This window comes from Streptomyces sp. XH2 (assembly GCF_049725035.1).
In the GTDB taxonomy this organism is placed as follows: Bacteria; Actinomycetota; Actinomycetes; order Streptomycetales; family Streptomycetaceae; genus Streptomyces; species Streptomyces roseoverticillatus.
In genome coordinates, this window is the sequence record NZ_JBMMMZ010000015.1 from 165,692 (window position 1) to 190,322 (window position 24,631).

At 72.5% G+C, this 24,631-nt stretch carries 19 protein-coding genes; 16 read left to right on the plus strand and 3 right to left on the minus strand.

The genetic code is table 11. The annotated features are described in order from the left end of the window. The first annotated feature begins 351 nt into the window (after positions 1 to 351). From ACOTKD_RS29560 to ACOTKD_RS29625, 14 genes are all read left to right on the plus strand, one after another. Positions 352 to 1,866 carry a ubiquitin-like domain-containing protein gene (locus ACOTKD_RS29560; RefSeq protein ID WP_424892158.1) on the plus strand — a complete coding sequence of 505 codons (1,515 nt, stop codon included), beginning with the start codon at positions 352 to 354 and terminating at the stop codon, positions 1,864 to 1,866. Continuing rightward, complete coding sequence (rsmA, locus tag ACOTKD_RS29565) at positions 1,863 to 2,747, plus strand: 16S rRNA (adenine(1518)-N(6)/adenine(1519)-N(6))-dimethyltransferase RsmA (RefSeq protein WP_424892045.1); 885 nt, start codon at positions 1,863 to 1,865, stop codon at positions 2,745 to 2,747. The genes ACOTKD_RS29560 and rsmA overlap by 4 nt, the downstream gene beginning before the upstream one ends. 562 nt (positions 2,748 to 3,309) lie before the next feature. Further along, positions 3,310 to 4,209 carry a 4-(cytidine 5'-diphospho)-2-C-methyl-D-erythritol kinase gene (locus ACOTKD_RS29570; RefSeq protein ID WP_424892046.1) on the plus strand — a complete coding sequence of 300 codons (900 nt, stop codon included), beginning with the start codon at positions 3,310 to 3,312 and terminating at the stop codon, positions 4,207 to 4,209. 49 nt (positions 4,210 to 4,258) lie between these two features. Then, positions 4,259 to 4,720 carry a hypothetical protein gene (locus ACOTKD_RS29575; RefSeq protein ID WP_424892047.1) on the plus strand — a complete coding sequence of 154 codons (462 nt, stop codon included), beginning with the start codon at positions 4,259 to 4,261 and terminating at the stop codon, positions 4,718 to 4,720. Between the two features lie 114 nt (positions 4,721 to 4,834). Further along, positions 4,835 to 5,644: a helix-turn-helix domain-containing protein gene (locus ACOTKD_RS29580; protein ID WP_424892048.1), complete on the plus strand. Its 810-nt coding sequence runs from the start codon at positions 4,835 to 4,837 to the stop codon at positions 5,642 to 5,644. Beyond that, a complete protein-coding gene (locus ACOTKD_RS29585) occupies positions 5,641 to 5,910 on the plus strand; it encodes a DUF397 domain-containing protein (protein ID WP_424892049.1) in 270 nt (89 codons plus the stop codon). Before ACOTKD_RS29580 ends, ACOTKD_RS29585 begins: the two co-directional genes overlap by 4 nt. Positions 5,911 to 6,232: 322 nt before the next feature. Continuing rightward, the gene (locus ACOTKD_RS29590) at positions 6,233 to 8,767 is read left to right on the plus strand and encodes an FtsX-like permease family protein (RefSeq protein ID WP_424892050.1); all 2,535 of its coding nucleotides are present in this window, start codon (positions 6,233 to 6,235) and stop codon (positions 8,765 to 8,767) included. Between the two features lie 69 nt (positions 8,768 to 8,836). Continuing rightward, entirely contained in the window at positions 8,837 to 10,651 is a 1,815-nt protein-coding gene (locus tag ACOTKD_RS29595; RefSeq protein ID WP_424892051.1) for an ABC-F family ATP-binding cassette domain-containing protein, read from the plus strand. Positions 10,652 to 11,062: 411 nt separating this feature from the next. Beyond that, positions 11,063 to 12,928, plus strand: a complete 1,866-nt coding sequence (locus tag ACOTKD_RS29600) for a hypothetical protein (RefSeq protein WP_424892052.1) — start codon at positions 11,063 to 11,065, stop codon at positions 12,926 to 12,928. Positions 12,929 to 13,242: 314 nt separating this feature from the next. Continuing rightward, positions 13,243 to 13,947, plus strand: coding sequence for a helix-turn-helix transcriptional regulator (locus tag ACOTKD_RS29605; RefSeq protein ID WP_424892053.1), 705 nt, complete (start codon positions 13,243 to 13,245; stop codon positions 13,945 to 13,947). Positions 13,948 to 14,173: 226 nt separating this feature from the next. Continuing rightward, positions 14,174 to 15,226 carry a galactose-1-phosphate uridylyltransferase gene (gene galT / locus ACOTKD_RS29610; protein WP_424892159.1) on the plus strand — a complete coding sequence of 351 codons (1,053 nt, stop codon included), beginning with the start codon at positions 14,174 to 14,176 and terminating at the stop codon, positions 15,224 to 15,226. Further along, positions 15,223 to 16,197 carry a UDP-glucose 4-epimerase GalE gene (gene galE / locus ACOTKD_RS29615; protein ID WP_424892054.1) on the plus strand — a complete coding sequence of 325 codons (975 nt, stop codon included), beginning with the start codon at positions 15,223 to 15,225 and terminating at the stop codon, positions 16,195 to 16,197. The genes galT and galE overlap by 4 nt, the downstream gene beginning before the upstream one ends. Further along, positions 16,194 to 17,360, plus strand: a complete 1,167-nt coding sequence (galK, locus tag ACOTKD_RS29620) for a galactokinase (protein ID WP_424892055.1) — start codon at positions 16,194 to 16,196, stop codon at positions 17,358 to 17,360. Before galE ends, galK begins: the two co-directional genes overlap by 4 nt. A gap of 332 nt (positions 17,361 to 17,692) precedes the next feature. Then, the gene (locus tag ACOTKD_RS29625; RefSeq protein WP_424892056.1) at positions 17,693 to 18,556 is read left to right on the plus strand and encodes a LuxR C-terminal-related transcriptional regulator; all 864 of its coding nucleotides are present in this window, start codon (positions 17,693 to 17,695) and stop codon (positions 18,554 to 18,556) included. Here ACOTKD_RS29625 and ACOTKD_RS29630 read toward each other — a convergent pair. Next, positions 18,515 to 19,012, minus strand: a complete 498-nt coding sequence (locus ACOTKD_RS29630; protein WP_106682081.1) for a MarR family winged helix-turn-helix transcriptional regulator — start codon at positions 19,010 to 19,012, stop codon at positions 18,515 to 18,517. The genes ACOTKD_RS29625 and ACOTKD_RS29630 overlap by 42 nt on opposite strands. Before the next feature lie 73 nt (positions 19,013 to 19,085). Here ACOTKD_RS29630 and ACOTKD_RS29635 point away from each other — a divergent pair, with 73 nt between their 5' ends. Next, positions 19,086 to 19,877 (plus strand): trans-aconitate 2-methyltransferase, encoded by a 792-nt coding sequence (locus ACOTKD_RS29635; protein WP_424892057.1) that lies wholly within the window; start codon positions 19,086 to 19,088, stop codon positions 19,875 to 19,877. A 90-nt stretch (positions 19,878 to 19,967) separates the two neighbouring features. On the opposite strand, the gene ACOTKD_RS29640 is transcribed toward ACOTKD_RS29635, so the two are convergent. Together ACOTKD_RS29640 and ACOTKD_RS29645 are read right to left on the minus strand one after the other, a co-directional pair. Beyond that, the gene (locus ACOTKD_RS29640) at positions 19,968 to 20,660 is read right to left on the minus strand and encodes a TetR family transcriptional regulator (protein WP_424892058.1); all 693 of its coding nucleotides are present in this window, start codon (positions 20,658 to 20,660) and stop codon (positions 19,968 to 19,970) included. Next, entirely contained in the window at positions 20,657 to 21,637 is a 981-nt protein-coding gene (locus ACOTKD_RS29645; RefSeq protein WP_424892059.1) for an acyl-CoA desaturase, read from the minus strand. The genes ACOTKD_RS29640 and ACOTKD_RS29645 overlap by 4 nt, the downstream gene beginning before the upstream one ends. Before the next feature lie 194 nt (positions 21,638 to 21,831). Here ACOTKD_RS29645 and ppc point away from each other — a divergent pair, with 194 nt between their 5' ends. Continuing rightward, positions 21,832 to 24,555, plus strand: a complete 2,724-nt coding sequence (gene ppc, locus ACOTKD_RS29650; RefSeq protein ID WP_424892060.1) for a phosphoenolpyruvate carboxylase — start codon at positions 21,832 to 21,834, stop codon at positions 24,553 to 24,555. Positions 24,556 to 24,631 lie beyond the last annotated feature (76 nt).

The window sequence follows — 24,631 nt, forward strand, 5'->3', positions numbered from 1 at the left end:
GCCGGGCGGCAGCCCGGTCGGTGGCCGGAGTCCGCCGTGCGCCCCCTCCGCACTCCCGCGCCCCGCGACACCGTGTGATGATCCGACTTTGGAGAGTGACTTCCCCTCCGCTACAGTCCCGGGCCGAAGCCCGACCCAGGGGAGCGTCACGTGACTCGTCATGCACAGGGCAGCCCCCGCGCCGCACGCAGCGGTGCGGCGGAAGCACCGCCGTACGACCCGTTCGACACCTCCAGTCCGTCCAGCAGCCTGTCCAGCCCGTACGCGGCGCACGACGCGTACGCCGCACACGATCCGTACGACCCGCACGACCCGTACTTCACCGGTCACTACGGGGACAGCCGCTACGACCTGTACGCCGCCTACGTCGCCCCGGTCGGGCCGTACCCGATATACGAACCGGTCCCGGCACACGAACCGGTCCCGGCCCCGGCGGGGCCCGGCTCCGGCCCCTACGCCCCGTACGACCCGTTCCTGCCCGAGCCGCGCGAGGCGGCGGCCGACCCCGAGGCGCCCGCTCCGTACGACGCCCCGCACCTGCCGCGCCAGCCGCTCACCAGGGAGGCGTACGAGACGGGGCAGACCGTCACGGGCGAGGTCGTCGCGAGCGGGGTTGCCGCCGGCGAGGTTGCCCCGAGCGGGGTGGTCGCAGTCGGCGGATCCGGGGCTGCCGGGACTGCCAGGGCTGACGAGGCGGTCGCGGAGGCGCCCCCCGCCGCGGCCCGCCCCGCCCCCGGCCGCCGCGGACGCAAGCGCCCCGGCGACCGCCCCGACGCCCTGCGCAAGCTCCTCCCGCAGGCCCTCGTCGTCGCCTTCCTCGCCGGCGGCACCTCCGCGTTCGTCGCCGACGACAAGACCGTCCGCCTCACCGTCGACGGCCGTGAGCGCGTCCTGCACACCTTCGCCGACGACGTCGACGAGCTCCTCGCCGACCAGGGCATGGACCTCGGCGAGCACGACGACGTCTCGCCCGGCCCCGGCCACGGCCTCGCCCGCGGCGACGAGATCACCGTCCGCTACGGCCGCCCCCTCGCCCTCACCCTCGACGGCGAGCACCACCGCATGTGGACCACCGCCCGCACCGTCGACGGCGCCCTGCGGCAGCTCGGCGTGCGCGCCGAAGGCGCCTACCTGTCGACCGATCGGTCCGCCCCCATCAGCCGCGAAGGCCTCGACCTCGCCATCCGTACGGAGCGCACCGTCACCTTCATGGCCGACGGCCGCGAGCGCACCATCCGCACCAACGCCGCCACCGTCCACGAAGCCGTTGAACAGGCCGGCATCTCCCTCCACGGCGAGGACACCACCTCCGTCGACCCCGACAGCTTCCCCCGCGAAGGCCAGACGATCTCCGTCATGCGGATCACCGGCAGCGAGGAGGTCCGCGAGGAGCCCATCGACTTCACCACCGAGCGCCACGACGACCCGGACCTCTTCAAAGGCACCGAGGTCGTCTCCCAGCGCGGCGAGAAGGGCGTGGAACGCATCACGTACGCCCTGCGCACCGTCAACGGCGTCAAGCAGAAGCCGCGCCGCGTCGCGTCCGAGACCGTGCGGGAGCCCCGCACCCAGATCGTCCGCGTCGGCACCAAGCCCCGTCCCGTCTCCGTCCAGAGCGTCGGCGGGGACGGCCTGAACTGGGACGGGCTCGCCCAGTGCGAGGCCGGCGGCCGCCCCGACGCCGTCGACCCCTCCGGCACGTACGGCGGCCTCTACCAGTTCGACGTCCACACCTGGAGGTCCCTCGGAGGCAGCGGCCGGCCGCAGGACGCGCCCGCCTCCGAGCAGACCCTGCGGGCCAAGAAGCTGTACGTCAGCCGGGGGGCGAGCCCGTGGCCCGTGTGCGGCCGTAAACTTCACGGGTGAGCTCCAGCCCCAGCCCCAGCACAGACGAGTCCGGCTCCCTGCTCGGCCCCGCCGACATCCGCGAGCTGGCCGCAGCCCTCGGGGTGCGTCCCACGAAGCAGCGCGGCCAGAACTTCGTGATCGACGCGAACACGGTCCGGCGCATCGTCCGCACCGCCGAGGTCCGGCCCGACGACGTCGTCGTCGAGGTCGGCCCCGGCCTGGGGTCGCTGACCCTCGCCCTGCTGGAGGCCGCCGACCGGGTCGTCGCCGTCGAGATCGACGACGTGCTGGCAGCGGCCCTGCCGTCGACGATCGCCGCGCGGATGCCGGAGCGGGCGGACCGTTTCTCGCTCGTCCACAGCGACGCGATGCACGTGCAGGAGCTTCCGGGGCCGGACCCCACCGCTCTTGTGGCCAACCTTCCGTACAACGTCGCCGTGCCGGTGCTGCTGCACATGCTGGACCGCTTCCCCAGCATCGAGCGCACGCTCGTCATGGTCCAGGCCGAGGTCGCCGACCGGCTCGCCGCCCGGCCCGGCAACAAGGTCTACGGCGTGCCGTCCGTGAAGGCCAACTGGTACGCGGAGGTCAAGCGGGCGGGTGCGATCGGCCGGAACGTCTTCTGGCCGGCGCCGAACGTCGACTCGGGCTTGGTGTCGCTGGTCCGCCGCGACAAGCCGATCGAGACGACCGCGACCAAGGAAGAGGTCTTTGCGGTCGTGGACGCGGCGTTCGCCCAGCGCCGGAAGACGCTGCGGGCCGCGCTGGCCGGCTGGGCCGGGTCCGCTGCGGCGGCGGAGACGGCGCTGGTCGCGGCCGGGATCTCGCCGCAGGCGCGGGGCGAGGCGCTGACGGTGCACGAGTTCGCGGCGATCGCGGAGAACAAGCCGGCGGTGTAGCGGCGGGCGGGCAGTATGGGCCACGGGCGCGCCACGGCGCGCACAAGTGGCTGAACGCCGCTCACGTTGATGAGCAGCGGATCCCTGGTCCGAGCTGTGTCAGTAACGTCTTCCACGGCGCGCCACGGTGCGCCTCCCATCAAGGCGCCTCCCCTCATGGATCGTCTCCGGGTCCCGTCCCCTCGGGGCCCGGCCCGAACCGAAGAAAAACCGTCGACCGGGAATCTCGGCGGTTGATCTGAGGGGAGGCGCCGATGGGGCGTCACGGGAAGTCGAAGCCATCACTCCGGCAGCGCGCCGAGGACCTTCTGGTCCGGATCGCGGGGAAGCTGGGGAGGTGGTTCAAGGGGTGACCTGAGCCCCGACTACGGAGGCTCAGGTCGATAACCCTGCGGCTTCCAGCTCCCGCCCATTACGGTTTCCGGCCCTTGGGCGGGGGCCTACGTGCCCCTCACGCTACCGGAAACCCGTGCCTCGGGGACATGGTCGACTCCGATCTCGCTACAGCTCGGCCGTACGATCGGGGTGCCCGCTATCATCCGCACCCCGAGGAGCCCGCTCCGTGTCCGTGACCGTTCGCGTCCCCGCCAAGGTCAACGTCCAGCTCGCGGTGGGCCCGCTGCGGCCCGATGGTTTCCACGACCTGGCCAACGTGTTCCTGGCGGTCGGCCTGTACGACGTGGTGACGGTGACGCCCGCGGACGAGCTGCGGGTGACGTGCTCGGGTCCGGACGCGGACAAGGTGCCGCTGGATCCGTCGAACCTCGCGGCGCGGGCAGCAGCGGCGCTGGCTGCGCGGCATGGGCGCGAGGCGAATGTCCACATTCACATCGAGAAGGACATCCCCGTCGCGGGCGGCATGGCGGGCGGCAGCGCGGACGGCGCGGCGGCGCTGGTCGCGTGCGACGCACTGTGGGGCACGGGCGCCTCGCGCGAGGAGCTGCTGGAGATCTGCGCCGAGCTGGGCAGCGACGTGCCGTTCAGCCTGGTGGGTGGCGCGGCTCTGGGCCGGGGGAGGGGCGAGCTCCTGACGCCGGTCGAGACGGGCGGCTCCTTCCACTGGGTGTTTGCGGTTGCGGATGGTGGATTGTCGACCCCGGCGGTGTACGGGGAGTGTGACCGCCTGCGGGGCGATTCGTTCGTGCCTGCGCCGGATCCGTCGCCCGAGCTGATGGAGGCGCTGCGGGCGGGGGACGCGGTGGCGCTGGCGGGTGCGGTGAGTAACGACCTGCAGGCGGCGGCGGTCTCGCTGCGGCCGTCACTGGCGGAGACTCTGACGGCTGGCACGGAGGCGGGCGCGCTGGCGGCGATGGTGTCGGGTTCCGGCCCGACGACGGCGTTCCTGGTGAGCGACGAGGCGCAGGCGGAGAAGGTCGCGGAGGCGCTGCGGGAGTCCGGCACGTGCCGGACGGTCCGGGTGGCGTCGGGCCCGGTGCCCGGGGCGACGATCACTGTCGGTTAGGCTCTGCGATTCCGCGCCCCGAGGGGGCGCCTGAATCGGGGGTTTCACCATGGCGACTCCACCGCCGCCCTATCAGCAGCAGAACCCGTACGGCCAGCAGCAGAACCCGTACGGCCAGGGGCAGGCCCCGCACGGCCAAGGGCAGAACCCGTACGGCTACGTAGCGCCGGGCCATGCGCCTGCGCCCGGCCCGATGCCGGCGGGGCCCACGTGCCGCATGTGCGGCGGGTTCCCGGCCGTCGAGGCGACGATCCGCCAGCACCGGGGTGTCCTCTTCTGGATGACCTTCATGCACCTGAAGGGGCCGTTCTGCCGGAACTGCGGTCTCGCGGTCGAGCGTGAGATGACGGGCAAGACGCTGTGGCAGGGCTGGTGGAGCCCGTTGTCTCTGGCGCTCTTCACGCCGTTCACGCTGATCTGGAACATGACGGTGCGGTCGAAGCTGAACAAGCTGCCCCCGCCCACTCCTGGACAGGTGCCCAACCAGGGCTCTGGCCAGCAGTGGCTGTAAGTTCCCCCGTTCACCCGTTCGGGGAGTAGTTCTTCGAGTCCGGCGTGTTTGCATCTTGCCCGCCCTAGCGTCCGTTGCTACCGACGGAGGTAGGCAGGAAGGGCGGGATGCCGGATGGAAGCACGACCCGACGCGCCGATGGCCTGGCGGCTGTGCGGAAACCAGATCAAGCTGTGGCGCCAGGCCGCGGGCGTCTCTCGTGAGGAGCTCGCGGCGGAGGCGGGGTACGGGGTGGAGGCCGTCCGGTCCATGGAAATGGGCCGCCGGAGGCCGAGCCAGCACTTGTTGCAGGTGGCGGACAGCATGTTCGGCGCGGGCGGGAAGCTGGAGTCGACGCACCAGTACTTGGAGCCGGATAAGTTCGTCAGCCGGGTGCGCGAATATATGGCCATCGAGGCCGAGGCAATTGCCCTGCATTGGTACGACGTGCTGATCGTCCCCGGCCTGCTGCAGACCGAGGCGTACGCGCGCGTCCTTATGTCCAGTCACTGCCCACCTGTGGATGACGAGACTGTTGAAGCGCGGGTGGTGGCCCGGCTGGATCGTCAGGACCTGCTGAAGAAGTCGACCACGCTGTTCAACTTCGTCATCCATGAGGCCGCCTTGCGCGGGATGGTGGGCGGTCCTGAGGTGATGAAGGGGCAGCTCAACCACCTTTTGGAAGTCGGCGAGTTGCGCAATGTTTCCATCCAGGTGCTGCCTCTCGGTCAAGGCGCGTGCCCTGGGATCAGCGGCGGGTTCACTGTGCTGGAGGACCCCGATCACAGGCTTTACGGGTATCAGGAGGCCCAGGGGAGCAGCATGTTGTACACGGAGTCGGAGAGGGTGAGCGCTCTCATGAAGCGCTATGCGGGAATCCGCATGCATGCCCTCAATGCCGCGGACTCGGCGCGATTGATCAAGAAGGTGGCAGACGAACTATGAGCAGTGGGCCCATATGGTTCAAGTCCAGCTACAGCGACAATGAAGGCGCCGCCTGCGTTGAAGTCACCCTCCGCTGGACCAAGTCCAGCTACAGCGATGAAGAGGGCGCTCAATGCGTTGAAGTCGCCAGCCTCCCCCAAGCCATACGAATACGCGACTCCAAACGCAAGGACGGCCCCCAACTCGCCGTAGGCGCCCCCGCCTGGGAGGCGTTCATCGCCTACGCACCCGCCGCGGCGCGGTGGGGTTGCCCCACCCGCATGTGAAGAACCGGGCGAGCCGGCACCACCGCGTGCGGAGGGGAGCACCACAGCGTGCGGGAGGGGGCCGGGGGCGCAGGGGTGGGGGTCCGGGGCGCTGACGTGTATTTGTGGGCCCAATACCGGGGCACCCTTGGCATCCGCGGCAACGGGCCCGTAAATATACGGCCCCGGACCCCCACCCCGGAGCCCCCGGCACCCGGCACTGGACCACGTCGCCCAGCCCACCCGGTTCTCCACGGGCGGGCGGGTAGGGCTACCCCTACCCCCAAAGGGCCCGCTGCTCCCATGGGGCGGGACGCCCCGCGTCCCTAGCGTGAACCCAGTGATGGGCAAACTCGCAGCGCGCTCGCTGCGCTACAGAATCGGCGGCTTCGCCGCCACCTTCCTCGCGCTGTTCATCGGCGCGACGCTCGTCATGGCCTGCGGTGGCCTGATGGAGACCGGCATTCGGAACAACGTGCCGCCGCAGCGCCTCGCGGGCGCCGACCTGCTGGTCACCGGCGACCGTACGCACACCGTGGCGACGAGCAAGAAGCACAAGAAGGCGACCACGCTGCCCGAGCGGGTGGAGCTTCCGGCCGATCTCGTCGACAAGGTCCGCGCCGTGCCGGGCGTCCGGGCCGCCACCGGTGAGCGGACGTTCGACGCCGCCGTGCTGGGCAGCGCCGCAACGGTCACCGTCCAGGCTCACGGATGGGAATCCGCCGCGCTCACCCCGTACGCCCTCACCACCGGTGACGCGCCCGCCCGCGGCGAGGTCGTCCTCGACGCGGCCACCGCCCGCCGCGCAGGCGCACGAACCGGCGACCGAGTCCGTATCGCCGCGCACGGCGGCTCCGCCACCTACCGGGTGAGCGGTGTCGCCACCGCACACGACGTCCCGCAGGCGACGCTCTTCTTCTCGGCGGCGGACGCCACGGTCCTCTCCGGCCGCCCCGCCACCGTCGCCGACATCGCCGTCACTCTCGCCCCCGGCGCACACCAGGACGCCGTCCGCAAGGGCATCACCGAAGCCCTCGCCGACCAGACGCCCGTCACGCTCCTCTCCGGGGACGACCGGGGAGCCGTAGAGCACCCGGAGGTGCTCCAGGGCGGCGACGACCTGGTCGCGCTCTCCGGCGTCGTCGGTGGCCTCGTCGTCCTCGTCGCGGCGTTCGTCGTCGCCGGGACGGTCGCCCTCTCCGCGCAGCAGCGCAGCCGCGAACTGGCGCTCCTGCGGGCGATCGGTACGACGACCCCGCAGCTCCGCCGGATGCTGCTCGGCGAGACCCTCATGGTCATGGCGCTGGCAGGCGCCGCGGCCTGGTTCGCCGGGCCCGTCGCAGGCCGGGCCCTCTACGACACCCTCGTGGACAGCGGCATGATCGCGGACACGGTCGTCTTCACCCAGGGCTGGATCCCGGCCCTGCCCGCCTACGGGGCGCTGCTCCTCACCGCCGTCCTCGGCGGCCTGCTCGGCAGTGCGCGGGCGGTCCGCGCCAAGCCCGTCCAGGCGCTCGGCGAGGCGGCGGTCCAGGCGCCCGGACTGCACCCCGTGCGGATCGCCGCCGGGCTGCTGTTCCTCGCCGGCACGATCGCCCTCACTCTCGTCACCGCGCTCGTCCTGCGCGGCCCGGTCGCCGCCAGCACGGCAGGCCCCACGGTGATGTGCTGTGCGATCGCGCTCGCCCTCCTCGGCCCGTGGTTCGCCAAAGCCGTCACCCTTCTCCTCCACTGGCCCGTACGGATCCTCACCGGTCCCGCCGGCCGCCTCGCCGCCCTCAACTGCCGTGCCCGTACGGCCAAGCTGGCCGCCATCGCCACTCCGGTCATGCTGGCCAGCGCCATCGCCACGGGGAACCTCTACCTGCAGACCACGACGGCCGCCATGGCCGACAAGGCCTTCGCGGACAACCTGCGGGCCGACGCCGTCCTCACCTCCGCCGCGGGCGGTGTGGACCCGGCCCTCCTCGCCCGCGTCCGTGCCCTGCCGTCCGTCTCCGCCGCGAGCGCGTACGTGACCAGCGTCGCGCACACCGAGAAGCCGCACGACGGCGACGAGAACAAGAAGGGCCTGCCCCTGCAGGGGGTGAGCGCGGAGGGCGTCGCCCGCACCCTCGCCGTCCGGGCGACCGGGGGCCGCCTGGACGCCCTGCGGGGCAACGCGATCGCCCTCCCCGAGACCGTGGCGCACCGCATGCACCGCACCGTGGGGGACACGATCACCCTGATCCTGGGCGACGGGGAGCGGGCGGACGTACGGGTCGTGGCGCTGTTCGAGGGGCGCGAGGGGTTCGACACGGCGCTGACGAGCGCCGAGCTGCTCGCCCCGCACACCACCGCCGGGCTTCCGGCACAGCTCCTCGTGCGGGCGGCGCCCGGTGCAGGGGACCGGCTGACGGCCGACCTCACCGCGTTCGCGGCGCGGCACCCGGGGCTGAAGGTCACGGACCGGGACGCGCTGATGACGGCGCACGCGCAGGGCAGCCGCACCCAGGCGTCCGTCAACTACCTGATCATCGGGATGCTCATCGCGTACACGGCACTGTCCGTCGTCAACACGACCGCGGTCGCCGTCGGCAACCGCCGCAAGGAGTTCGCGCTGCAGCGGCTCACGGGGGCCACGCGCGGGCAGGTGCTGCGGATGATGACGGTGGAGGGCGGCCTGGTGGCTGTGGTGGGCCTCCTCCTCGGCGGCGTGGCGGCAGCCAGCACGCTGGTGCCGTTCGGGTACGCGCTGGGCGGCGCGGGGGCGATCTCCGGGCCGCCGGAGATCGCCGTCACGGTGATCGGCACAGGGCTCGCCCTGACGCTGGCGGCGACACTGGTCCCCACGTGGTGGGCGCTCCGGTCCCGCCCGGTGGAGGCGGCCCGCGGCTGACCCCGCCCCCGCCGGGCTTTCCGGCAGGCATGGGATCCTGGAACCCAGGAACCCCACGCAAGGAGCGGCATGGCAGCCAACCTCGTCAATCTGGAAGCCGTCGACAAGGTGTACGGCACCCGTGCACTGCTCGACGGCATCTCCCTCGGCGTGAACGAGGGCGACCGGATCGGTGTGGTCGGCCGCAACGGTGACGGCAAGACCACCCTGATCCGCATCCTCGCCAAGCTGGAGGAGGCGGACAAGGGCCGCGTCACGCACGCCGGCGGCCTGCACCTCGGCGTGCTCACGCAGCACGACTCGCTCGACCCGGCCGCCACCATCCGGCACGAGGTGATCGGCGACCTGGCCGACCACGAGTGGGCGGGCAGCGCGAAGATCCGCGACGTGCTCACGGGGCTCTTCGGCGGGCTCGACCTGCCCGGCTTCGCGGACGGCCTGGACACCGTGATCGGCCCGCTGTCCGGCGGCGAGCGCCGCCGCATCGCGCTCGCCAAGCTGCTCATCGCCGACCAGGACATGATCGTCCTGGACGAGCCCACGAACCACCTCGACGTCGAGGGCATCTCCTGGCTCGCGAGCCACCTGCAGCAGCGCCGCTCGGCGCTGGTCTGCGTCACGCACGACCGCTGGTTCCTGGACCAGGTGTGCACGCGCATGTGGGACGTGCAGCGCGGCGTCGTCCACGAGTACGAGGGCGGCTACAGCGACTACGTCTTCGCGCGCGCCGAGCGCGAGCGCATCGCCGCGACCGAGGAGGCGAAGCGGCAGAACCTGATGCGCAAGGAGCTCGCGTGGCTGCGCCGCGGCGCCCCGGCCCGCACGAGCAAGCCGCGCTTCCGCATCGAGGCCGCGAACGAGCTGATCGCGGACGTGCCGCCGCCGCGCGACAGCGCCGAGCTGATGAAGTTCGCGAGCTCGCGCCTGGGCAAGACGGTCTTCGACCTGGAGAACGTCTCCATCCAGGCGGGCCCCAAGGAGCTCATCAAGCACCTGACGTGGCAGCTCGGCCCGGGCGACCGCATCGGCCTCGTCGGCGTCAACGGCGCGGGCAAGACCTCGCTGCTGCGCGCGCTCGCGGAGGCGGCGGCCACCGAGGGCGAGAAGCAGCCGGCGGGCGGCAAGGTCGTCGTCGGCAAGACCGTCAAGCTGGCCTACCTCTCGCAGGAGGTCGGCGAACTCGACCCGGCCAAGCGGGTGCTGGAGGCCGTGCAGCAGGTCCGCGACCGCGTCGACCTCGGCAAGGGCCGCGAGATGACCGCGGGACAGCTGTGCGAGAAGTTCGGCTTCACGAAGGAGAAGCAGTGGACGCCGGTCGGCGACCTCTCCGGCGGTGAGCGCCGCCGGCTGCAGATCCTGCGCCTGCTGATGGACGAGCCCAACGTCCTCTTCCTCGACGAGCCGACGAACGACCTCGACATCGAGACCCTCACCCAGCTGGAGGACCTCCTCGACGGCTGGCCCGGCTCGATGATCGTCATCAGCCACGACCGGTACTTCGTCGAGCGCACCACCGACAAGGTGTACGCGCTGCTCGGCGACCGGGCCCTGCGGATGCTGCCGCGCGGCCTGGACGAGTACCTGGAGCGGCGGCAGCGCGTGATCGAGGCTGCCGCGCCCGCCGCCGCTCCGGCCGCGGCCCCGGCGGCGGGCGCGCCGGCGCAGAAGTCCGCCGCGGACGCGCGCGCCGCGAAAAAGGAACTGCAGAAGATCGAGCGCCGCCTGGACCGCATCAGCGAGCAGGAGGCGAAGCTCCACGCGCAGATCGCCGAAAAGGCGACCGACTTCGAGGCGGTTGCCAAGCTGGACGCGGAGCTGCGGGAGCTGGCGGGCGAGCGCGACGAACTGGAACTGCGCTGGCTGGAACTGGCGGAGGACGCGTAGCCGTTCCGGCGGATGACGGGGCGGCACGTGCCTGTGCCGGTGCTTCCGGATTCCGCCGGACCCTCGCCGTCGTGGTCGACCGCCGTCGCGGCGGCTTCAAGGATGCGAGCTCATCCTTGACCTGCACCCGGTGAAGGAGCCTGCCCCTTCACATCCGGCGGTTCAAGGGTGCGGGAGCGCAACCTCGGCCTGTGACCGGGGCGAAGGGGCCCGGCCCCTTCGCTTCCGCCGCAACGGCGCGCAACCACAACGGTGGAGCCCGGCGGTGCCCGGCGCACCCGAACCCGTACGGCCCCGCACAACCGTCCGGCACGGGCAACAGTCTCGTCACGGGCCGGTATCGACCCGTGCCCCGTCAGTACCGGGTGATAAAAAGAACATCCGCCAGCCCCGCCGCAACGAGGAAAGCTGATGTCAACACCGCCCCCGCCCCAGCCGCCCAACCAGCCGCCGCAGGGCTTCGGGGCACCCAGCCCCTCGTACGGCTATCCGCCGCAGCAGCCCGCGCCCACTCAGCCCGCTCAGCCCGCGGTGAGCGCTCCGGCGCCGCAGTCCCCGCAGCCGCCGCAGGCGCCCCCGCAGGGCCCGCCGGCCCCGCCCCTCGGCCCGCCCGGGCCGCCGCCGTCGGGGCAGCCCGGCTACGGCTACCCGCAGACGCCGCCGCCCCCGCCGCCGCCCGCCGCGCCGCAGACCGCGCCCCAGGGCGGCTACGGCTACCCGGGCCCGGGCCAGCAGCAGCCGGCGCAGGGGTACCCGCAGTACAACGCCTACCCGCAGCAGCCCGGCCCGTACGGCGCCCCGGGCCAGTACCCCGGCGCGCCCGGCGGCAACGGCGGTGACGCCGCCAAGAAGAAGCGCATGGCGATCATCGCCGGCTCCGTGGCGGCCGTCCTCGTCCTCGTCGGCGGCGGCATCTGGTTCGCCACCAGCGGCGACAAGGACGAGACCAACGTCGCCAGCAACGGCCAGACCGGTGGCAACGGCGGCAACGGCGGCACCAAGGGCGGCGGCGGAGGCGGTGGCGGCAAGCCCAAGACCGTCGACGGCAAGCTCCTGTTCAACGTCGAGCAGGAGAAGGTCGACGACCTCGTCAACATGAACGGCATGTGGGCCACCGACCAGGTGATCGCCAAGGGCGACGTCTACAAGGTCGTCGGCTACGGCCTGTCCGGCGGCAAGAAGTGGGAGCTCCCGCTCGACGGCGCCATCTGCTGGGCGAACCCCAAGGCCACCGACGACGGCAAGGCCGTCATCCTCGTCAGCGACGGCAAGCCCAGCGCGGAGAAGAAGTACGGCGGCCCCTGCACCCAGGTCATCGCCTTCGACGTCAACAAGGGCACCAAGCTCTGGCAGAAGTCGGCCAAGTCCGGCGACCGCGACGTGACCTTCTCCGAGGTCACCATCGGCGGCGGCACGGTCGCCGCGGGCGGCCTCAGCGGCGGAGCCGCCTGGTCGCTGGCGGAGGGCAAGGAGCTGTGGGCCCCGAAGGCCGACGGCGACGACTGCCGCGACGGCGGCTACGGCGGTGGCAGCAAGCTCGTCGCCGTGCGCCGCTGCGGTGACATCGAGCGCGGCATCGTCAAGATCCAGACGCTCGACCCCGCGTCGGGCGCCGTGAAGTCCTCGTACCAGATGCCGCCCGGCCTGAGCTGGCCGCACATCGCCTCCACCGATCCCCTCGTCGTCGCCGTCAACGCCGGTGGCAGCACGGGCAACGGCGCGTCCGACTTCTTCGTCGTCGACGACAGCGCCAAGGACGGCAAGCTGCGCAGCAAGATCTCCACGGACAACGGCAAGTACGAGCCGCGCTGCCCGTCCACCGAGGTCGAGGGCTGCACCAAGCTGTCCATCACCAAGGACACGCTCTACATGCCGACCGCGGACCACGCCTCCGGAGACGCCAACCAGGCCGGCCGCGTCAACGAGATCGTCGCCTTCGACCTGGCCACCGGCCAGACCAAGGGCAAGACGGACGGCACCCCCGGCTCCACCCTGGTGCCCCTCGGCGTGGACCAGGACGGCTACCCGATCGGGTACCAGATCCCGACCTACAACGCCGGCGGCAAGGTGCTGCGCATCGACCCCAAGACGTACAAGGCCGACGTGCTGCTGAAGAACGCCGACGAAACGTCCCGCCCGGAGCGGGAGCTGTCGCCCGACTTCCAGATGGGCCTGTGGGCCCAGGGCCGGCTCTTCCTCGGCACCAAGTACGCGCACCGCGCCTCCACGGTCGATCTGGGGAAGCAGTACACGCTGATGGTGTTCGGCGGGAGCTGATCCTGACCCGGAAGGCTGACCGTCCGCGTTGACGCGACGTGATCACGGCGCTGCCCGTACAAGCGGTTTCCGACCGCTTGGCGCCGTGATCAAGCACAATTGACGTCGGAGAAGTCGTATCCCTGCTCGTCGCGCTGCCGCGCCTGAACGATCCGTTTCAGTCGCGAAGTACACGTGATTGGCAGGGATTTCGGCATTCCGGGGGACTTCTCACCGGTAAGGGGCGCGCAACGTCGAACAAGCGTGTAGCTTCCGGGGTCGAGGGGTCGACAAGGAGACGTAGAGACGTACGCGGGGCGACAGGGGGCAAGCGCATGGGCGTGCGGCTCATGGTGGTCGACGATCACCGACTGCTGGCCGAGGCGCTCGCCTCGGCCCTGAAGCTGCGCGGGCACCGGGTCCTGGCCGCGGCCGCGCCGAGCGCGGGCGCCGCCGATCTGGTGGTGAGCCGCGCACCCGAAGTGTGCCTGCTGGGCACCGCCACACCCGCCGAGCCGGGGGTCTTCGACCCCGTCGTCCGCATCAAGCGGGACCGGCCGCAGGTGGCCGTCGTCGTGCTCGGCCCGGTGCCGAGCCCGCTCGGCATCGCCGCGGCCTTCGCCGCCGGCGCGTCCGGCTACGTGCGGCACAACGAACGGATCGAGGGCGTCGAGCGCGCCATGATGAAGGCGCGGGCGGGCGAGGCCGCGGTCGATCCGCAGCTCCTCCAGGGCGCGTTCGCGGAGCTGCTCAACCCCGCGGCCCAGCCCGACGACGAAGGGGCGCGGCTGCTGCAGCTCCTCACCCCGCGGGAGGTCGAAGTCCTCGTCCGGGTCGCAGAGGGGGAGGACACGCGCCTGATCGCGGCGGGCATGGGGATAGCGCCGAGCACAGCGCGGACGCATGTGCAGCGAGTGCTGATGAAGCTGGGGGTGGGGTCGCGCTTGGAGGCGGCTGCGCTTGCCGCGCGCACCGGCCTGCTGGACCGCGCGGCGGGCTCCGGCCCGGTGCCGCCGCCGCGGGGGCCTGCAGGCCCGTAGGCACGGGGCTCCGCCCCGGACCCCGGTCCTCGAACTCCCCCCAGCTACCGCTGGGTGATTTTCGTTGCGGACTCCACCTTTGGTGTTGCGCAAGCCGCAGCAAAACACAGCCTGTCCGGCGTCTGAGGACGAGCGCGTTCAGCGCGACAAGGGGGTCTGGGGGCTTGCCCCCAGTTACGGGAAGGGGCGGGGTGGGGAGAAGAAAGCCGTGAGCCCACCGCGCCCCGTGAGGAAGACGGCAACCAAGCTCGCCGACGGCCGCGAGCTGATCTACTACGACCTCGACGGCGACGTCATACGCGAGCCCGCGGACGACCCCCGCCCCCTTCCTCCCGTCACCACCACCACCGAAATCCGCCGCGACCCGATCCTCGGCGACGACGTCGTCATCGCCTCCCACCGCCAGACCCGCACCTTCCTCCCACCCGCGGAAGCGTGCCCCCTGTGCCCCTCAAGTCCCGGCCGCCCCACGGAGATCCCCGCCTCCGACTACGAAGTCGCCGTCTTCGAGAACCGCTTCCCCTCCCTCGCCGGCGAGGCGGCCGGCCGCTGCGAAGTCGTCTGCTTCACCCCCGACCACCACGCCTCCTTCGCCGCCCTCGGCGAAGACCGCGCCGCCCTCGTCCTCGCCGCCTGGACCGACCGCACCGCCGTACTGGCCGCGCTCCCCGCCGTGCGGCAGGTGTTCTGCTTCGAGAACCGGGGCGAGGAGATCGGCGTGACCCTCGGCCACCCGCATGGCCAGATCTACGCGTACCCGTTCGTCACCCCGCGCACCGAGCGCATGCTCGCCTCGGCCGCCGCCCACGCGGCCCGCACGGGCGGGCGCAACCTCTTCGACGACACCGTGGCCGCCGAGCGCGAGGACGGCCGCCGCATCGTCCTCGCGGCCGAGCACTGGGCGGCCTTCGTGCCGTACGCCGCCCACTGGCCCTACGAGGTGCATCTCTACCCCCGCCGCCGCGTGCCCGACCTGCTCGCCCTGGACGACGCCGCCCGCACAGAGTTCCCACAGGTCTACCTGGAACTCTTGCGCCGGTTCGACCGGATATTCGACCCCGCCGGGCCGCCCACCCCGTACGTCTCCGCCTGGCACCAGGCGCCGTTCCAGGACCCCCGCAGGAGTGAATTCGCGCTCCACCTGGAGCTCTTCACCGTCCGCCGGGCTCCCGGAAAGCTGAAGTTCCTCGCGGGTTCCGAATCCGGCATGAACGTGTTCATCAACGATGTGCCGCCCGAGGCCGCGGCGGAGCGACTGCGAGAGGTAGCGGGTCAATGAGCGACAGCAGCAGGAAGTGCCTGGTCACGGGTGGCGCGGGCTACGTCGGAAGCGTCGTGGCGGCGCATCTGCTGGCCGCCGGGCACACCGTGACCGTCCTCGACGACCTCTCGACCGGGCACCGGGCCGCCGTCCCCGAGGGCGCCGCGTTCGTCCGGGGCCGCGTGCAGGACGCGGGGCAGTGGCTCGACAGCTCCTACGACGCCGTGCTGCACTTCGCGGCCTTCTCGCAGGTCGGCCAGTCCGTCGCCGACCCCGAGCCGTACTGGCGCAACAACGTCGGCGGCACCGCCGACCTGCTCGCCGCCATGCGCGACGCCGGCGTGCGCACCCTCGTCTTCTCCTCCACGGCCGCCACCTACGGCGAACCGGCCGCCGTCCCCATCACCGAGGACGCCCCCACGGCCCCCACCAACCCCTACGGCGCCACCAAGCTCGCCGTCGACCACATGATCGGCGGCGAGTGCGCCGCCCACGGCCTGGCCGCCGTCTCCCTGCGCTACTTCAACGTCGCGGGCGCGTACGGCCGCTACGGCGAGCGGCACGAGCCCGAGACCCACCTGATCCCGCTCGTCCTGCAGGTGGCCCGCGGCGAGCGCGAGGCCATCGCCGTCTACGGCGACGACTACCCGACCCCGGACGGCACCTGCGTCCGCGACTACATCCACGTCGCCGACCTCGCCGAGGCCCACCTCCTCGCCCTCTCCGCCGCACGCGACGGCGAACACCTCATCTGCAATCTGGGCAACGGCAACGGCTTCTCCGTCCACGAGGTCATCGAGACCGTCCGCAAGGTCACCGGCCACCCCGTCCCGCAGACCGCCGCCCCGCGCCGCCCCGGCGACCCGGCCGTCCTCGTGGCCTCCGCCGAGCGCGCCCGCGAGACCCTCGGCTGGACCCCGCGCCGCCCGGACCTCGCCGGGATCGTCGCCGACGCCTGGGAGTTCGCGCGCCGCGGGCCCGAGCAGTGACCGCAGCGGCGAACGACGCGGCCGAGGGGTTCGAGCACGCCTACGGGTACGCCCCCGGCGGCGTCTGGGCCGCGCCCGGCCGCGTCAACCTCATCGGCGAGTACACGGACGTCAACGAAGGCCACGTCCTGCCGATCGCCCTCCCGCACTGCACCCGCGTGGCCGCCGCGGCCCGTACGGACGGCGTGCTGCGGCTGCGCTCGCGCGAGGCGCCGGGCACGGCCGAACTGTCCTTGGCCGCGCTCGCACCCGGCGGCGTGACGGGCTGGGCCGCCTACCCGGCGGGCGTCGCCTGGGCGCTGCGCGAGGCGGGCCTGCCCGTCGGCGGGGCGGACGTGTACGTGGAGAGCGACGTGCCGGCGGGCGCCGGGCTGTCGTCCTCCGCCGCCCTGGAGGTCGCCACGGCCCTCGCGCTCACCGAGCTGCACGGCCTCGCCCGCGAGCGCCCCGCCCTCGCACGGCTCGCCCAGCGCGCCGAGAACGCCTTCGTGGGCGTCCCCTGCGGAGTCATGGACCAGACGGCCTCCGCCTGCTGCACCGCCGGCCACGCCCTGCACCTCGACACCCGCGACCTCGCGCTGCGGCAGGTCCCCTTCGACCTCGCCGCCCACGGGCTGCGGCTGCTCGTCGTGGACACCCGCGTCCGGCACGCCCTGGCGGACGGCGCCTACGCGGCGCGGCGGGCGGGCTGCGAGGCGGCGGCGCGGGCCCTGGGCGTACGGGCCCTGCGGGACGTGCCCCACGGGGAGCTGGGGGCCGCGCTGGGCGGGCTCGCCGACGCGTCCCTGCGGCCCCTGGTGCGGCACGTCGTGACCGAGGGCGAGCGGGTACGGGAGGTCGTGGCGCTCCTGGACGGGGGCGAGCCGCGCAAGGCCGGGCCGCTGCTGACCGCCGGCCACGCCTCCCTCCGCGACGACTTCGCCGTCTCCTGCCCGGAGCTCGACCTGGCCGTCGCGGTCGCGAACGAAGCGGGCGCGCTCGGGGCGCGGATGACCGGCGCCGGCTTCGGCGGCTCCGCGCTGGCGCTCGTGGAGGAGGGCGCGGCGGACGCGGTCGGCGGGGCCGTCACGGCGGCCTTCGCGGCGGCCGGGCACCGTCCGCCGCGGGTCTTCGCAGCCGTGGCGGGCGGCGGTGCGCGGCGGGTGCTCCGAGGTGAGGGGTGAACCGGCGCCGGAGGGTACTCCCCGATCGTGCAGTCGGGCATGGTCAACTTCGCGTCGTTCCACGTCGTTCACTGCCTCAATACTGAACAGAAAGCTCACCATAAACAGGCGGGTCGAGCAGTTTTGCCAATCGGCTTCCGTTGCGGGACCCCCGCCGTACGCTGATGCACAGCGTCGGTGGGGGCCGGCGCTGATCAGGGGGCGAGACAGGCAGGTACGACGCCCGGGGCGGGGTGGAAGTCAACAAGTGCGGCGGCGGCCGTGCGGTGTGTGGCGGCCCCGGACCGGGCGCCGTACCCGCACTGACCGCCGCCCGGGATATGGGGGTGGCAGTGGCACGTATTCGGGTACTGGTGGTCGACGACCACCGCATCTTCGCCGAGTCGCTCGCCGCCGCCCTCGCGGCCGAGCAGGACGTGGAGGTCTCGGCGGCCGGCAGCGGGCCGGCGGCGCTGCGCGCGCTGGAGCGGGCGGCGGCCGAGGGGCGTCGCTTCGACGTGCTCCTGATCGATGCCGACCTCGGCACGGTCGGGCAGGACGGCGGGGGAGTGCCGGGCCAGCTCAGGGGGCCCGCACCGCACGGCGCGGGCCTCGGGACCGGGCACGGCCCGCCCCACGCCGCGGGCCACGGGCCGGTGCACGGCACCGTGCACGACGGCAGCGGGCCCGGTGAGGGCACGGTCGACGGGATCTCGCTCGTGGCCGGCGTGCGCAGCGCGCACCCCGCGGTGCGCACGGTGGTCCTCGCCGAGCGCGACGACCCGCGGCGGGCCGCGGCGGCCCTGCAGGCCGGCGCCGGCGGCTGGGTCGCCAAGGACTGCTCGCTGTCCCGGCTGCTGGCCGTCATCAGGGGCGTCCTCCGGGACGAGACGCACCTGCCGCCCGCCCTGCTCACGGGCGTGCTGCGGGAGCTCACGGCGGCCCGCAAGCACCGCACGGAGAGCGAGCGGCTCGTGGAGTCGCTGACGCCGCGCGAGCGCGAGGTGCTGCGCTGCATGGTGGCCGGGCTGGGCCGCAAGGCCGTCGCCGAACGGCTCTACCTCTCCCCGCACACCGTCCGCACCCACATGCAGAACGTGCTGGGGAAGCTCGGCGTCCACTCCACCCTCGCCGCCGTCGCGCTCGCGCGCAGGGCCGGCGTCGGGCCCGTGGACCTAACCGGGAGTGTTGTCGAACGGGGCGGTCAGCTGGCGTAGCAGATCGGCCAGCTCGCGGCGCTGGGTGCGGGACAGCTCGGAGAGGATGGCGCGCTCCTGCTCCAGGAGCCCGGCCAGGGCCTCGTCCGCGCGGTCCCGGCCCTCGTCCGTGAGACGCACGAGCACGCCCCGTCGGTCGCTCGGGTCGGGCTCCCGCCGCACCAGGCCCTTCTTGGCGAGCCGGTCGATGCGGTTGGTCATCGTGCCGGACGTGACCAGCGTCTGGGTCAGCAGCTGTCCGGGCGAGAGCTGGTACGGGGCCCCGGCGCGGCGCAGCGCCGTCAGGACGTCGAACTCCCACGGCTCCAGCTCGTGCTCGGCGAAGGCCAGACGGCGGGCGCGGTCGAGGTGACGGGCCAGCCTGCTCACACGGCTGAGCACCTCGAGCGGCTCCACGTCGAGGTCAGGGCGCTCGCGGCGCCACGCTGAAACCAGCCGATCGACCTCGTCCTCCATGACGATCAGTGTAGAGGGTCTGTCGACATGAAGTCTCTTGACGTCAAGATATCCCTGTGGTGATCCTGGAAGCATGACGACTCACGCTGCCACGCCTGTCTGGGACCCGGAGCAGTACCTGCGTCACTCGGGCCCCCGGTCCCGCCCCTTCCACGACCTGCTGGCCCGCGTGCCGGTGCGCGATCCCGCGCGGATCGCCGACCTCGGGTGCGGGCCGGGCAACGTCACGGCACTGCTCGCCGAGCGGTGGCCGCGGGCGCGGATCACGGGCCTGGACACCTCGGAAGAGATGCTGCGGCAGGCGCGCGAGCGGCTCCCCGGCGCGGAATTCCTCCGCGCGGACCTGCGCGGGTGGACGCCGGACGGCTCGTACGACCTGATCATCTCCAGCGCGACGTTCCAGTGGGTGCCGGGGCACGAGGAGTCGTTCCCGGCGTGGACCGGGGCGCTCGCCCCGGGCGGAGCCTTCGCCTTCACCGTGCCGGGCAACTTCGGCGAGCCCAGCCATGTGCTGCTGCACGAGCTCTGCGAGAGCGAGGCGTGGCGGGAACGGCTGGGTGGCCTCCAGCGGCCCGGGCACGTGCTGACGCCCGCGCAGTACCTGGAGCGGCTCGCCGGCCAGGGCTTGGCCGTGGACGCCTGGGAGACCACGTACGTCCACGTCCTGGAGGGCGAGGACGCGGTCCTCGACTGGACGAAGGGCACGACGCTGCGGCCGGTCCTGACGGCGCTGCGCGGCGACGCGGAGGCGCGGACGCGATTCCTGTCGGAGTACGGGGCGCTCCTGCGCGAGGCGTATCCCCGCGGGCGGCACGGCACGGTGTTTCCGTTCCGGCGCGTATTCGTAGTGGCGCGCCGAGGCTGATGAAGGGGCCCGGCCCCTTCAATCCGCCGCGGCGGCGGTTTCAAGGTGCGGGGGCACCTCGGAACCGCACCGGGCACGGCGTGCGCACCGCTACGCGCGCCGGTGCCCCACAAGCCGGGGCTTCGGCTCCAAGCCGTCCAGACCGTGCCACGCCAAGTTCACCAGGTGCGCCGCCACCTCCGCCTTCTTCGGCTTGCGGACGTCCAGCCACCACTGGCCCGTGAGGGCCACCATGCCGACGAGGGCCTGGGCGTACAGCGGGGCGAGCTTCGCGTCGAAGCCGCGGGCCTTGAATTCCAGGCCGAGGATGTCCTCGACCTGCGTGGCGATGTCGCTGATCAGGGAGGCGAACGTGCCCGTGGACTGCGCCACGGGCGAATCGCGGACGAGGATGCGGAAGCCGTCCGTGTACCGCTCGATGTAATCCAGCAGGGCGAACGCGGCCTGCTCCAGCAGCTCCCGCGGGTGGCCCGCGGTCAGCGCCCCGGTGACCATGTCGAGCAGCTGCCGCATCTCGCGGTCGACCACCACCGCGTACAGCCCTTCCTTGCCGCCGAAGTGCTCGTAGACGACCGGCTTGGAGACCCCGGCCTTCGCCGCGATCTCCTCGACCGACGTGCCCTCGAACCCCCGCTCGGCGAAGAGCGTGCGACCGATGTCCAGCAGCTGCTCCCGGCGCTCCGCGCCGGTCATCCGCACCCGCCGGGTGCGACGGGTCCCCGCAGCCGGGGCCCGGTCCTTGTTACTGGTGGTATTGCTGTCGATCGCCACGCTGTCAATCATGCCGCCTCGGCGGCACTCTCCTTCCGTCGGGAGTCGAGGCGGTCGGCCTTCGGCCACCGCACGTCGTAGGCCCAGCCCGCCTGCTCGAACCAGCGGATCAGTCGTGCGCTGGAGTCCAGCTGCCCCTTCAGCACGCCGTGCCGGGCCGACGTCGGGTCCGCGTGGTGCAGGTTGTGCCAGGACTCGCCGCAGGACAGGATCGCCAGCCACCACACGTTGCCCGAGCGGTCACGCGACTTGAACGGCCGCTTGCCCACGGCGTGGCAGATCGAGTTGATCGACCACGTCACATGGTGCAGCAGGGCGACGCGGACCAGCGAGCCCCAGAAGAACGCCGTGGCCGCCCCCTGCCAGGACCAGGTGACCAGGCCGCCGACCAGCGGCGGGATCAGCAGGGACACCGCCGTCCACAGCACGAACTGGCGGGAGATCGCCCGGATCATGGGGTCCTTGATCAGATCGGGGGCGTACTTGTGCTGCGGGGTCTGCTCCTCGTCGAACATCCAGCCGACGTGGGCCCACCACAGCCCCTTCATCAGCGCCGGCACCGTCTCGCCGAAGCGCCACGGCGAGTGCGGATCCCCCTCCGCGTCCGAGAACCGGTGGTGCCGCCGGTGGTCGGCGACCCAGCGCACCAGCGGGCCCTCCACCGCCATCGACCCCATGATCGCCAGTGCGGCCCGCAGCGGCCGGTTGGCCTTGAACGAGCCGTGCGTGAAATAGCGGTGGAAGCCGATGGTGATGCCGTGGCAGCCGATGAAGTACATCGCGGTCATCAGCCCGAGATCGAGCCAGCTCACCCCCCAGCCCCAGGCCAGCGGGACCGCCGCGACCAGGGCGAGGAACGGCACGGTGATGAAGAGCAGCAGCGTGATCTGCTCCACGGAACGCTTGCTGTCGCCACCCAGAGTGGCGGAGGGGAGCGGGGCTTCCTGGGCCTTCGGCGCGTCTTCGAGCACGTCGGGGCTTGCAGTCATGGGTTCCCTCATGGGGGTCGGGGCATGGCTACGGTTCCGTAACCTACGGCTTCGTAAGTATGGCAGGGCGGTGGCGGGGAGCAAGAGGGCTGTGGATAACCGCGCGTCGTGCGGAGACCTATGCTGGTGGGCGTCGGACAGCGCGGTCCGCAACCCCTCCAGACGTGCCAGAAACTCTGCAAGGAGCCGCACCTGTGAGCAGTGCCGACAACACCAACGCCGCCCTGCGCGCCGACATCCGCCGCCTCGGCGACCTCCTCGGCGAAACCCTGGTCCGCCAGGAGGGGGAAGAGCTCCTCGACCTCGTGGAGCGGGTCCGCGCCCTGACCCGCACCGACGGCGAGGCCGCCGCCGAGCTGCTCGGTGCCACCGACCTGGAGACCGCCGCCAAGCTCGTCCGCGCCTTCTCCACCTACTTCCACCTGGCGAACGTCACCGAGCAGGTCCACCGCGGCCGCGAGCTCGCGGCCAAGCGCGCCGCCGAGGGCTCGATCCTGGCCCGCACCGCGGACCAGCTCAAGGAAGCCGACCCCGAGCACGTGCAGCAGACCGTCGAGAACCTCGGCGTCCGCCCCGTCTTCACCGCGCACCCCACCGAGGCCGCCCGCCGCAGCGTCCTCAACAAGCTCCGCCGCATCGCGGCCCTCCTCGACACCCTCGCCGCGGGCACCGGCGACAAGCGCCGCACCGACCTGCGCCTCGCCGAGAACATCGACCTGCTCTGGCAGACCGACGAACTGCGCGTCGCCCGCCCCGAGCCCACCGACGAGGCCCGCAACGCCATCTACTACCTCGACGAGCTCCACGCCAACGCCGTCGGCGACGTCCTGGAGGACCTCGCCGCCGAGCTGGAGCGCGTCGGCGTCGCCCTGCCCCCCACCACCCGCCCGCTCACCTTCGGCACCTGGATCGGCGGCGACCGCGACGGCAACCCCAACGTGACCCCCCAGGTCACCTGGGACGTCCTCCTCCTGCAGTACGAGCACGGCATCACCGACGCCCTCGACCTCGTCGACGAACTGCGCGGCGCCCTCTCCAACTCCATCCGCAACAGCGGCGCCACCGAGGAGCTCCTCTCCTCCCTCCAGCGCGACCTCGAACTCCTGCCCGAGATCAGCCCCCGCTACAAGCGCCTCAACGCCGAAGAGCCCTACCGCCTCAAGGCCACCTGCATCCGCCAGAAGCTCGTCAACACCCGCGAGCGCCTGGCCCGCAACACCCCCCACGAGGACGGCCGCGACTACCTCGGCACCACCGAGCTCCTCGCCGACCTCCAGATCATCCAGGACTCCCTGCGCGCCCACCGCGGCCGCCTGATCGCCGACGGCCGCCTGGAGCGCGCCCTGCGCACCCTCGCCTCCTTCGGCCTCCACCTGGCCACCATGGACGTCCGCGAGCACGCCGACGCCCACCACCACGCCCTCGGCCAGCTCTTCGACCGCCTCGGCGAGGAGTCCTGGCGCTACGCGGACATGCCCCGCGACTACCGCCGCAAGCTCCTCGCCAAGGAGCTGCGCTCCCGCCGCCCGCTGGCCCCCAGCCCCGCGCCCCTCGACGCCGCCGGCGCCAAGACCCTCGGCGTCTTCGGCACCATCCGCGAGGCCCTGGAGAAGTTCGGCCCCGAGGTCGTCGAGTCGTACATCATCTCGATGTGCCAGGGCGCCGACGACGTCTTCGCCGCCGCCGTCCTCGCCCGCGAAGCCGGCCTCATCGACCTCCACGCCGGCTGGGCCAAGATCGGCATCGTCCCGCTCCTGGAGACCACCGACGAGCTCAAGGAAGCCGACCGCATCCTCGACGACATGCTCGCCGACCCCTCCTACCGGCGCCTGGTGGCCCTCCGCGGCGACGTCCAGGAGGTCATGCTCGGCTACTCCGACTCCTCCAAGTTCGGCGGCATCACCACCTCCCAGTGGGAGATCCACCGCGCCCAGCGCCGCCTGCGCGACGTCGCCCACCGCTACGGCGTCCGCCTGCGCCTCTTCCACGGCCGCGGCGGCACCGTCGGCCGCGGCGGCGGCCCCACCCACGACGCGATCCTCGCCCAGCCCTGGGGCACCCTGGAGGGCGAGATCAAGGTCACCGAGCAGGGCGAGGTCATCTCCGACAAGTACCTCATCCCCGCCCTCGCCCGCGAGAACCTGGAACTGACGGTCGCCGCCACCCTCCAGGCCTCCGCCCTGCACACCGCCCCCCGCCAGTCCGACGAGGCCCTCGCCCGCTGGGACGCGGCCATGGACACCGTCTCCGACGCCGCCCACTGCGCGTACCGCCGCCTGGTCGAGGACCCCGACCTCCCCGCGTACTTCTTCGCCTCGACCCCCGTCGACCAGCTCGCCGAGCTCCACCTCGGCTCCCGCCCCTCGCGCCGACCCGACTCCGGCGCCGGCCTCGACGGCCTCCGCGCCATCCCGTGGGTCTTCGGCTGGACCCAGTCCCGCCAGATCGTCCCCGGCTGGTTCGGCGTCGGCTCCGGGCTCAGGGCCGCCCGCGAAGCCGGCCTGGACACCGTCCTGGACGAGATGCACGAGCACTGGCACTTCTTCCAGAACTTCCTGTCCAACGTCGAGATGACCCTCGCCAAGACCGATCTGCGCATCGCCCAGCACTACGTCGACACCCTCGTCCCCGACGAGCTCAAGCACGTCTTCGACGTCATCAAGGCCGAGCACGAACTCACCGTGCAGGAAGTGCTGCGCATCACCGGCGAGGCCGAGCTCCTCGACGCCAGCCCGGTCCTGCGCCAGACGTTCCGCGTGCGCGACGCGTACCTGGACCCCATCTCGTACCTGCAGGTGACGCTGCTGCACCGCCAGCGGCAGGCCGCCGAGCGGGGCGAGCAGGCGGATCCCCTGCTGGGCCGTGCGCTCCTGCTCACGGTCAACGGTGTGGCCGCGGGCCTGCGCAACACGGGCTGACGCACACACGCGAAGTGGCCCCCGCCCCGACGGGCGGGGGGCCCATCGCGGGGGTGAGGGGTTGTGCGGGCTCTGC

Excerpts from the sequence above, each read along its gene's own strand:
- ACOTKD_RS29575 (WP_424892047.1), top strand. The coding sequence starts at position 4,259 with ATGGCGACTCCACCGCCGCCCTATCAGCAGCAGAACCCGTACGGCCAG.
- ACOTKD_RS29580 (WP_424892048.1), top strand. The coding sequence starts at position 4,835 with ATGGAAGCACGACCCGACGCGCCGATGGCCTGGCGGCTGTGCGGAAAC.
- ACOTKD_RS29585 (WP_424892049.1), top strand. The coding sequence starts at position 5,641 with ATGAGCAGTGGGCCCATATGGTTCAAGTCCAGCTACAGCGACAATGAA.
- ACOTKD_RS29590 (WP_424892050.1), top strand. The coding sequence starts at position 6,233 with ATGGGCAAACTCGCAGCGCGCTCGCTGCGCTACAGAATCGGCGGCTTC.
- ACOTKD_RS29595 (WP_424892051.1), top strand. The coding sequence starts at position 8,837 with ATGGCAGCCAACCTCGTCAATCTGGAAGCCGTCGACAAGGTGTACGGC.
- ACOTKD_RS29600 (WP_424892052.1), top strand. The coding sequence starts at position 11,063 with ATGTCAACACCGCCCCCGCCCCAGCCGCCCAACCAGCCGCCGCAGGGC.
- ACOTKD_RS29605 (WP_424892053.1), top strand. The coding sequence starts at position 13,243 with ATGGGCGTGCGGCTCATGGTGGTCGACGATCACCGACTGCTGGCCGAG.
- galE (WP_424892054.1), top strand. The coding sequence starts at position 15,223 with ATGAGCGACAGCAGCAGGAAGTGCCTGGTCACGGGTGGCGCGGGCTAC.
- ACOTKD_RS29630 (WP_106682081.1), bottom strand. The coding sequence starts at position 19,012 with ATGGAGGACGAGGTCGATCGGCTGGTTTCAGCGTGGCGCCGCGAGCGC.
- ACOTKD_RS29635 (WP_424892057.1), top strand. The coding sequence starts at position 19,086 with ATGACGACTCACGCTGCCACGCCTGTCTGGGACCCGGAGCAGTACCTG.
- ACOTKD_RS29640 (WP_424892058.1), bottom strand. The coding sequence starts at position 20,660 with ATGATTGACAGCGTGGCGATCGACAGCAATACCACCAGTAACAAGGAC.
- ACOTKD_RS29645 (WP_424892059.1), bottom strand. The coding sequence starts at position 21,637 with ATGACTGCAAGCCCCGACGTGCTCGAAGACGCGCCGAAGGCCCAGGAA.